Annotated in this window: 10 protein-coding genes; 6 read left to right on the forward strand and 4 right to left on the reverse strand. The window is 64.6% G+C overall.

Features of this window, described 5'->3' with window-relative positions:
- Nucleotides 1-25: 25 nt before the first annotated feature.
- From DIE23_RS35510 to DIE23_RS35520, 3 genes are all read left to right on the forward strand, one after another.
- Nucleotides 26-601, forward strand: coding sequence for a peptidylprolyl isomerase (locus tag DIE23_RS35510; protein ID WP_124617087.1), 576 nt, complete (start codon nucleotides 26-28; stop codon nucleotides 599-601).
- Nucleotides 602-689: 88 nt separating this feature from the next.
- Nucleotides 690-1,181, forward strand: coding sequence for a peptidylprolyl isomerase (locus tag DIE23_RS35515; RefSeq protein ID WP_006483987.1), 492 nt, complete (start codon nucleotides 690-692; stop codon nucleotides 1,179-1,181).
- Nucleotides 1,182-1,207: 26 nt separating this feature from the next.
- On the forward strand, nucleotides 1,208-2,008 hold the full coding sequence (locus tag DIE23_RS35520; protein WP_124617090.1) for a UDP-2,3-diacylglucosamine diphosphatase: 801 nt from the start codon (nucleotides 1,208-1,210) through the stop codon (nucleotides 2,006-2,008).
- A gap of 39 nt (nucleotides 2,009-2,047) precedes the next feature.
- Here the strand turns inward: DIE23_RS35520 and cysE are convergent, their stop codons facing one another.
- Complete coding sequence (gene cysE, locus DIE23_RS35525) at nucleotides 2,048-2,821, reverse strand: serine O-acetyltransferase (protein ID WP_124617092.1); 774 nt, start codon at nucleotides 2,819-2,821, stop codon at nucleotides 2,048-2,050.
- 313 nt (nucleotides 2,822-3,134) lie between these two features.
- Complete coding sequence (locus tag DIE23_RS35530) at nucleotides 3,135-3,959, reverse strand: RNA methyltransferase (protein ID WP_124617094.1); 825 nt, start codon at nucleotides 3,957-3,959, stop codon at nucleotides 3,135-3,137.
- A 280-nt stretch (nucleotides 3,960-4,239) separates the two neighbouring features.
- Here DIE23_RS35530 and DIE23_RS35535 point away from each other — a divergent pair, with 280 nt between their 5' ends.
- Complete coding sequence (locus DIE23_RS35535; RefSeq protein ID WP_006751612.1) at nucleotides 4,240-5,043, forward strand: inositol monophosphatase family protein; 804 nt, start codon at nucleotides 4,240-4,242, stop codon at nucleotides 5,041-5,043.
- A gap of 309 nt (nucleotides 5,044-5,352) precedes the next feature.
- Nucleotides 5,353-6,975, forward strand: coding sequence for an NAD(P)/FAD-dependent oxidoreductase (locus tag DIE23_RS35540; RefSeq protein ID WP_124617096.1), 1,623 nt, complete (start codon nucleotides 5,353-5,355; stop codon nucleotides 6,973-6,975).
- A gap of 254 nt (nucleotides 6,976-7,229) precedes the next feature.
- Here the strand turns inward: DIE23_RS35540 and DIE23_RS35545 are convergent, their stop codons facing one another.
- Nucleotides 7,230-8,120 carry an amino acid ABC transporter substrate-binding protein gene (locus tag DIE23_RS35545; protein WP_124617098.1) on the reverse strand — a complete coding sequence of 297 codons (891 nt, stop codon included), beginning with the start codon at nucleotides 8,118-8,120 and terminating at the stop codon, nucleotides 7,230-7,232.
- A gap of 313 nt (nucleotides 8,121-8,433) precedes the next feature.
- The gene (locus DIE23_RS35550; RefSeq protein ID WP_124617100.1) at nucleotides 8,434-8,748 is read right to left on the reverse strand and encodes a hypothetical protein; all 315 of its coding nucleotides are present in this window, start codon (nucleotides 8,746-8,748) and stop codon (nucleotides 8,434-8,436) included.
- A gap of 829 nt (nucleotides 8,749-9,577) precedes the next feature.
- Between DIE23_RS35550 and DIE23_RS35560 the strand changes: the two genes are divergently transcribed.
- The coding region (locus DIE23_RS35560) for a substrate-binding domain-containing protein (RefSeq protein ID WP_124617103.1) at nucleotides 9,578-9,849 on the forward strand (272 nt) is incomplete at its 3' end.

Consider the following 9,849-nt stretch of genomic DNA (forward strand, 5'->3'; position numbering starts at 1 on the left):
CTTCCCTCCCAATCTGAGGATCGCAATGAAACGTCTGTTGCTGGCGCTTGGCGGCGCCGCCCTTCTCGCGACCGCGCCCGCGTTCGCGCAATCGGCCACCGCGCACCCCGTCGTGCAGCTGAAGACCTCGCAGGGCGACATCCGCGTCGAGCTCTACCCGGAAAAGGCGCCGAAGACGGTCGCCAACTTCCTCGATTACGTGAAGGCCGGCCAGTACAACGGCACGATCTTCCATCGCGTGATCAAGGGCTTCATGATCCAGGGCGGCGGCTACAAGACCAACTTCGAGGAGAAGCCGACCCGCGCGCCGATCCCGCTGGAAAGCCGCAATGGTCTGAAGAACCTGACGGGCACGATCGCGATGGCGCGTACCAGCGATCCGAACTCGGCCACCGCGCAGTTCTTCATCAACACGGTCGACAACAGCGGCCTCGACTACCCGAACCCGGACGGCAACGGCTATGCGGTGTTCGGCAAGGTCGTCTCGGGCCTCGACGTCGTGAAGAAGATCGAAGGCGTGTCGACGACCTCGCGCGGCCCGATGCAGGACGTGCCGGCCCAGCCGGTCCTGATCGAATCGGCCAGCATCGTCTCGAAATAAGCACCTGCCGGCACGTCCGGCGCCACACGCGGCCGCGTCGCACGACCGGCCGCGTGCCATTTAAACCGCCTTACCGAAGGAATTCATCATGGTTGAACTGCACACGAACCACGGCGTGATCAAGCTCGAGCTGGACGCCGCGAAGGCACCGAAGACGGTCGAGAACTTCCTCAACTATGTGAAGAAGGGCCACTATGACGGCACGGTGTTCCACCGCGTGATCAACGGCTTCATGATTCAAGGCGGCGGCTTCGAGCCGGGCCTGAAGCAGAAGCCGACCGACGCGCCGATCGACAACGAAGCGAACAACGGCCTGAAGAACGACAACTACACGATCGCGATGGCGCGCACGAACGATCCGCATTCGGCGACCGCCCAGTTCTTCATCAACGTGAACGACAACGACTTCCTGAACCACTCGTCGCCGACGCCGCAGGGCTGGGGCTACGCGGTGTTCGGCAAGGTCGTCGAAGGCCAGGACGTGGTCGACAAGATCAAGGGCGTCAAGACGGGCAACGCGGGCTTCCACCAGGACGTCCCGACCGACGACGTCGTGATCGAGAAGGCCGTGGTGGTCTGACGCACAGTCGTTACGGAGGCACTTCGATGTTGCAGGAGAGTCCGCCGCGAAGCGTCTCCGCGGGCGTGCCGGGCGAGCGCGAATACGCGCAAGCCGCACGCCCGTTCCTGTTTCTCTCCGATCTGCACCTGAGCGAGGCGATTCCGAAGACGGTCGCCGCGTTCGAGCATTTCGTGAAATACACGGCCGATAGCGCCGACTCGGTGTTCATCCTCGGCGACCTGTTCGAATACTGGATCGGCGACGACGTGCTCGACCACGATCCGTTCGCGGCACGCATGGCCGCGCTGATGCGTACGTTCTCGGAGCGCGGAATCGCGCTCTACGTGATGCACGGCAACCGCGATTTCCTGCTCGGCCGGCGCTTCATGAAGGCCGCCGGCGCGATGCTGCTGCCCGACCCGGCACTGATCACGGCGTTCGGCCAGCGCATCGTGCTCGCCCACGGCGACGCGCAATGCACGGCCGATCGCGGCTATCAGGTGTTTCGGCGGTTTGCCCGCAATCGCGTCGCGCAGGCGCTGTTTCTCGCGTGGCCGTTCCGCTGGCGCCGCGCGCTCGCGCAACGGATGCGTTCGAACAGCGAAGCGGGCCGGATGCGCCCCGCTTCGGCGCGCTACGATGTCACGCGCGAAGGCATCGCCGCGCTGTTCCGGAAGGGTCGCGCGAGCGTGATCATTCACGGCCACACGCATCGCCCCGCCAGCCACGTCGAACCGGGCGGGATTCGCTGGGTACTGCCCGACTGGGATCTCGACCACGGCATGCGGCGCGGCGGCCATCTGCGCGTCGACGCCGAAGGCATCCACGCGATGCCGCTCGACTGACGCGATCGACGCTGCCGGCGGCCGCCGGCAGGCGCCGCGTTACACCTGGCGCTCGACCGCCTTGCCTTCCAGCACCGCCGACAGCCTGCGCAGATCGAGACGTGCCGCGTCCGCGCCCTGCAGCGTCTCCAGATGCGTGCCGAGTTGCTCGAGCGCCGCGACGATCTCGTCGACGCGCCGGCTTTCCTTCGCCGCATGGTCGATCAGGCCGTGAATCGCGAGCGACATCGGGTCGTCCGCGTTCGGCGTGATCCCGTACGCGCAGAATGCGGCGCGCTCGGGTTGCGGCTTCGGTTGCGCCGGCATCATGATGCGTGCCGGATTGCCGACCGCGGTGCCGCCTGCCGGCACCGGCTTCACGACGACCGCGTTCGAACCGATCTTCGCACCCGCGCCGACCGTGAAACTGCCGAGCACCTTCGCACCCGCGCCGACGATCACGCCGGCCTCGAGCGTCGGATGGCGCTTCGCGCCGCGTGTGAGCGACGTGCCGCCGAGCGTCACGCCCTGATAGATCGTGCAGTCGTCACCGATGATCGCGGTTTCGCCGATCACGACACCCATCCCGTGATCGATGAACACACGCCGGCCGATCGTCGCGCCCGGGTGAATCTCGATCCCCGTCAGGAAGCGCCCGACCTGCGACGCGAAGCGTGCGAGCCAGTAGCGTTTCGCGCGCCAGCACGCGTGCGCGAAGCGATGCAGCACGAGCGCGTGCAGCCCCGGATAACAGGTCAGCACTTCCCAGGCACTGCGAGCGGCGGGATCCCGCTCGCGAATCGTCGCAACGTCTTCGCGCAGTCTAGTGAACATGATCTGGTCTGGGCTGGGGAAAAGGCCGGCGCGCCCCGCCGGCAATGGCCGGTCGTTATCGCACCGGGTAATTTGCTTATGACGTCCGGCGATTGTAGGGCCACTCGCGCGCGGGCGCACAGCGTCGCGCGTTCACCCCGCCGACGGCACGGGTATTCGCGCGGGACGCTTGCCGTGGCTGGTCGACATGGCGACCCGTCGGGTCGGCGCGGACCGGGCCGCCGTCATTGGGCGGCCGATTCAACACGGCGGCTGCGGGCGGGAACGCCGCCGCGAACGCATGAGCGCCCGGCAGCCGGCGTGCGTCGGCCGCTTACGCGTCGCCGTCGGGGGTGCCGGACTTCAGCAGGATGTGCTTCGCGATGCCGCGCAGGATGTTGACTTCCTCGCGCTCGAGCCCTGTGCGCGCGAACAGGCGCCGCAGCCGCGGCATCAGCTTCTTCGGGTTGCGCGGGTCGAGAAAATCGAGCGCGATCAGCGCGTTCTCGAGGTGCGCGTACATCCGCTCGATCTCGTCGCTCTGCGCGAGCGTGCCGGCCTCGGCCTGCGCCTGGGACGACGGCTCGCCCCCCTGCTCCAGGAACGCGACCCGCAGTTCATACGCGAGCACCTGCACGGCCTGCGCGAGGTTCAGCGAACTGTAGGCCGGATTCGCCGGGATGTGCGCGAGCACGCTGCACTGCTCGACGTGCTCGTTCGCGAGGCCCGTGCGCTCGTTGCCGAACACGAGCGCGATGTCGCCGGTGCCGACCTGCGTGCGCGCCTGTTCGGCAGCCGCGCGCGGTGCAAGGCGCGGCGGCCCGTATTCGCGCGTGCGCGCGGTCAGCGCGATCGACCAGTGAACGCCGGACAGCGCGTCGCCGAGCGTGGGCACGACATGCGCGGACGCGAGGACGTCGTCCGCACCGCTCGCCATCGCGATCGCTTCGGGGTCGCTCTGCACGTGCGGCACGCGCGGCGCGACCAGGACGAGCCTGGAGAAACCCATCGTCTTCAGCGCGCGGGCGGCCGCCCCGACATTGCCGGGATGGCTCGGCTCCACGAGCACGAAACGGGTGGACGTGAAGCCGCCGGACGGCGGCGGGGACGAAGCCGCGCCCGATTCGGACGGCGCGGCGGGGTTCTGCGGGGTTTCCACTACATACGACTCGGTTCATCAGAATGGCAGTATGGTATCGCCATCGCCCCGGCAAACCCACTCGTCCGGACGGCCAGCGGGGGTTTCCCCGCATTCCGGTCACCTGAGACTCTCGAAAATCGGGTAAAATCATGTGTTTACGCGTCGCATCCCGTGCGACGCGGGTCGTACCCTGCTCTTTGTCAATTCGCGTCTCATCTCGCCCGGCACGTTTGCGCCGTTCCGGGCGGTGTGTTCCACTTCGTGGCGGCCCGTGCCGCCGGCTACAGGATCCAGGCTCATGCATCCCATGCTCAACATCGCTGTCAAGGCTGCGCGCCGCGCCGGACAGATCATCAACCGCGCCTCCCTCGACCTCGACCTGATCGAGATCCGCAAGAAGCAGCAGAACGACTTCGTCACCGAAGTGGACAAGGCCGCCGAAGAGGCGATCATCGAGACGCTGAAAACAGCCTACCCCGACCACGCGATCCTCGCGGAAGAATCGGGCGAATCGGAGAATGAATCCGAATTCAAGTGGATCATCGATCCGCTCGACGGCACGACCAACTTCATCCACGGCTTCCCGTACTACTGCGTGTCGATCGCGCTCGAGCACAAGGGCGTCGTCACGCAGGCCGTCGTCTACGATCCGAACAAGAACGACCTGTTCACGGCCACCCGCGGCCGCGGCGCGTACCTGAACGACCGCCGCATCCGCGTCGGCCGCCGCGACCGCCTGGCGGACGCGCTGGTCGGCACGGGCTTCCCGTTCCGCGAGAAGGACGGCCTTGACGCGTACGCGCGCCTGTTCACCGAAATGACGCAGGCCTGCACGGGCCTGCGCCGTCCGGGCGCGGCCGCGCTCGACCTCGCGAACGTCGCGGCCGGCCGTCTCGATGCGTTCTTCGAGCAAGGCATCAACGTGTGGGACATGGCGGCGGGCAGCCTGCTGATCACCGAAGCCGGCGGCCTCGTCGGCAACTACACGGGCGACGCCGATTTCCTGCATCGTCACGAGATCGTCGCGGCGAATCCGAAGATCTACGCGCAGATGATCCCGATCCTGAACCGCTACAGCCGCGTGCATCCGGCAGCGGAGTAAATCCGGGCCGCGCCCGCGCGGCGCGGCTGTCGCATCAACCACTCGCTGGCATCATCATGATGGCGCGTTCTCTGCCTTCCGGTTGTCCGGGGGGCGAAGTAACCTTCTCCATGCGAGGGTCGCTTCAGGCGCCCGTCCTGACGTTACCCGAGTGGTCCGGCCAGGCCCGTGTGCCGCCGCGCGGTCCGCGCTTGCCGATGCCGCATGACCGGCTTCGGGGATGCCCGAGCAGCGCACGACGCGCCGGCACGCCGGCCCCCGCCCGTCTCAACACCGCCACGACTTCGTGGCGACCGTATCCGAATACTCATGTTACGGCTAAGCGAACTTAAACTCCCGCTCGACCACCCCGAGAGCGCCCTCGAAGCCGCGATTCGCGCGCGCCTCGCGGAGCTTGGCGTGGCGGCAGACGGGCTCCTCCGTTACACGGTGTTCCGCCGTGCGCACGATGCACGCAAGCGCTCCGACATCAAGCTCACGTATATCGTCGACGTCGAAGTCAAGGACGAAGCGGCCGTGCTTCCGCGACTCGCCGGCACGCCGCATTGCGGCGTGACGCCCGACATGGCGTATCACTTCGTCACGAAGGCGCCCGAGCACGGCAACTTCCTGCGCCCGGTCGTCATCGGCATGGGACCGTGCGGCCTGTTTGCGGGGCTGATCCTCGCACAGATGGGCTTCCGCCCCATCATCCTCGAGCGCGGCAAGGCCGTGCGCGAGCGCACCAAGGACACCTTCGGGCTGTGGCGCAAGAGCGTCCTCAATCCTGAGTCCAACGTGCAGTTCGGCGAAGGCGGCGCTGGAACGTTTTCCGACGGCAAGCTGTACAGCCAGATCAAGGATCCGCATCACTACGGCCGCAAGGTGCTCGACGAATTCGTCAAGGCCGGCGCACCGGAGGACATCCTGTATCTGAGCCGGCCGCACATCGGCACGTTCCGCCTCGTCAGCATGGTGGAAAAGATGCGCGCGACCATCCACGAACTGGGCGGTGAAGTGCGCTTCGAAACCCGGGTCGAGGACATCGAAATCGATCAGGGGAAGGTGCGCTCGCTGACGCTGTCGAACGGCGAAACGCTCCGGTGCGATCACGTGGTGCTGGCCGTAGGCCACAGCGCGCGCGACACGTTCCAGATGCTGCACGATCGCGGCGTGTATGTCGAAGCGAAGCCGTTCTCGCTGGGTTTCCGGATCGAACATCCGCAGGGGCTGATCGATCGCAGCCGCTTCGGCAAGTTCGCCGGCCACAAGCAACTCGGTGCGGCCGACTACAAGGTGGTCCATCACTGCAGCAACGGACGCGCGGTCTACAGCTTCTGCATGTGCCCCGGCGGTACGGTGGTCGCGGCGACCTCCGAGCCGGGCCGCGTGGTCACCAACGGCATGAGCCAGTATTCCCGCGCCGAGCGCAACGCGAATGCGGGCATCGTCGTCGGCATCACGCCGGAAGACTATCCGGGCGGCCCGCTGGCGGGCATCGCTTTCCAGCGCAAATGGGAAGAGCGTGCGTTCGAACTCGGCGGCGGCGATTACAGCGCGCCGGGCCAGCTGGTCGGCGATTTCATCGCGGGCCGGCCGTCGACATCGCTGGGCTCCGTGGTGCCGTCGTACAAGCCGGGCGTGCGCCCGACCGACCTCAGCACCGCGCTGCCCGACTACGTGATCGAAGCCATTCGTGAAGCGCTGCCCCAGATCGACAAGAAGATCGCCGGCTTCGCGATGCACGACGCGGTGCTCACCGGTGTGGAAACGCGCACGTCGTCTCCGATCCGGATCCGGCGCAAGGACGATTACCAGAGCGTGAACGTCGAAGGGCTGTATCCGGCCGGCGAAGGCGCCGGCTATGCGGGCGGCATCTATTCGGCAGCCATCGACGGTATCGAGGTCGCGCAGGCGGTGGCGCTCGACCTGATGTCGGCGCACACGTCCTGACTTGTCGGCGAGGCTCGGCGCACGACGATCCGTGCGCCGAGTGACGCCGGCTTTTCAATGCCTGCCCGGCAACGAGGTCGAATCGCCATATCGGGCCGCCGGCCGCCGATAGCATTCTCCGGCAACTGGCCGAACGGCGAACTTCGCGCTTGTGTACCGAAGCCACCGGGCAACTCGGGCAATAACTTTGCGCTGGATCCATGACCATGCTGTCGCCCGAGGCTTTTGCCGGCCATACTCCGGCGATGCCGGTGTCACAGTGCAGGCCGATCGCTGCGCGCGGTCAAATTTGCCTTTAGCGCCGAGCTCATCGGCATGTCGAGATTCGCTCCGTGGGGTGGAATCGGCGATTGGAACCACCTTGCATAAAGGCGAGTGAATTCGCCGCTCTTCATGAGTCGGGTCAGCGTGCCATCGACGAGTCGCTTGAACGCCGGATCGTCCTTCCGGACCATGCACGCGTACGGCTCAACCTGCAGCGCCTCGCCGGTGACGATCCAGGCATCCGGATCGCCAGCGTTCGCTCTCAGACCGTAAAGCAGGACGTCGTCGAGCGCGAGCGCTGCCGCCTTGTCGTCCGCGACGGCTTGCAGGGCTTCGGCGTAATCCTTTGCCAGCACGACTTCCGCGTCGACGTGCTGCGCTTCGAGTTCGCGACGCAATGTCCTTTCGTTGGTGCTTCCGCCGACTGTCGCGACGATCTTGTGCGCAAGGTCGGCATAGCCGCCAATGTGCGATGCCCGCTTCGTCATCAGCCGCGTGCCCGCATAAAAGTAATTGATCGAGAACGCGACGTCCTTGCCGCGCGCCGACGTGTTTGTCGTCGATCCGCACTCCAGGTCGTAGGTACCGTTGGCGAGTAGCGGTATTCGATTCTGTCCGGTAACCGGCACGTAAACAACTCTCAGATCCGGCCTTCGAAGTGCCTTGCGGACATCGTCGACGATTGCTTCGGTCACGTCCATCGAAAAGCCGACGGCTTTATGCGGCGTGAGCAGATAGCTGAACGGCACAGCGGCTTCCCTGTATGACACGACAATTTGATTGGCTTGGGCAATCTTGGCCAATGTCTGCGCGAAAGCCGTCGTCGACGCGGCGTATCCCGCGAGTAGTGCAGCGAGAATTCCAAAGGTTCGATATCGCATGATGCCCCCGTTCACGATCTACATGCGCGCAAGAACTTCACTTCGCGAGCCGTGGGGACAATAGCGGGCCTTGTGCCGCCCCTTCCACCGCGCATCTTGCGACCCGACGTGAACTCACTGTAGGCCGGGCCTGCCACACGCGATTGATTCAGGTCAACGGCGCCGCCCTGGAGCGAGGTCCGGCGATCGCCAATCCGCCCGAGAGCAGTACCTGCGCCGAATCTAACAACGGTAAACGCGCAAACCTACGCCAAGAACCACGCTCTGCCTTCTCGGTATCGGACACCCCGACTTCTCAATGTCGCTACGGTGCTCATCGCGTCACTACCCAAGAATCCTGCCCGGTCCACGCGCTGCCCGTTCGGACAAAATCGGCAACTTTCAGCGAAACAGTATCGGCCTTGGCAATCGAGCGAGCCTTCCGGGCGACCGCCAGGATCGGGGCCAAGTGCTCATAAAAGCATTCGATTTGTCGCGCGTCGGATGCCAATCGTTCAAGGTCAAACGCCCTCTCAAGAATCGACCGAGGAATATGAAAACGCTGAAGTCCACGGCCAACTTGAATCTGAAAGACGACGCCATCACTGCTATGCGGCACACCCGCCCACACAAGCGAACTGCGATCCATCGAGCCCCCAAGAGATCATAATCATCATATCAATATGCCAGCCATCCCTTGCGTTGCATATTTTTATTTCAAGATTGTGATGATTGATGCATCGGTATTTTCGCGGAACCCAAATATTGCGATGCAGCAAAAATAACCCTAGACTGAGCTCGCGAGTCCGATGTAGTTCCCGACGGTCGCCCCATGACGGGAGAGCACGCCATGACGACTTCTTCACCAGCACCGAGCCAAACGTGTCCCGCACTCCACGTCTTCCAGCGAGACGGCGGCTGGCACTGGGGCATCACAATTCCTCGCCCTACAGGATGCGGCTTCAAACTGATCGCATTCAGCGAGCACATCTTTTCCGCTGAGGACGCTGCGCAGCGCGACGGCGACCGAGCGTTGGCCTCGATCGTGGCAAGTCGCGAGAATTGAGCTTGGCGGATCGAGCAATTGCGCTCTCCTTGAGTTTTCACAGCGAGATGCAATACTCCTATCACCCTTCGATGCAAGACCACTTCCCGCGCACCATGACGGAATCCGCCATGTGTCTGACACACCCGGTCGTCGGCGACGATCCAAGCCTCTCCTTCTCCGCCTATGGCCGCGGTTGGGGGTAGGTTGCAATCAAGCTCCCGACGGACGTCGTTCGCGAAAAGCTTGGCGCAGAGACCGCTACACCCACACAATTGCTCTCCGCATTTGACAGCAATCGCGAGAAGACCACCGCCGCGGTCATCCGACAGACGTTGCCGAAAAACGGCCGGCACGTCCAATTCGCCAAATCAGACTTCTAGACCGGAACCAGCGTGTTGGCCGGGATGCCGGCAGCAGACAGGAGGTGTTCATGAATATCCGGATCTTGGCTCCCTGCGCCCTCGCTCTTGTTGCTATCGCCACTCAAGCTGCCGACATCACCGGCGCAGGCAGCACTTTTGCCGCACCGATCTACACAAAATGGGCAGATGCGTATAGGAAGGCCGGGGGTGGCAAGGTTAACTACCAAGGTATCGGTTCGTCGGGCGGCCTGAAGCAGATCAACGCGAAGACGGTCGATTTTGCCGGTTCGGACGCTCCGCTGAAGGATGACGAACTCGCGAAGGAAGGCCTGTTCCAGTT

This window comes from Burkholderia sp. Bp9143 (assembly GCF_003853645.1).
Classification (GTDB): domain Bacteria; phylum Pseudomonadota; class Gammaproteobacteria; order Burkholderiales; family Burkholderiaceae; genus Burkholderia.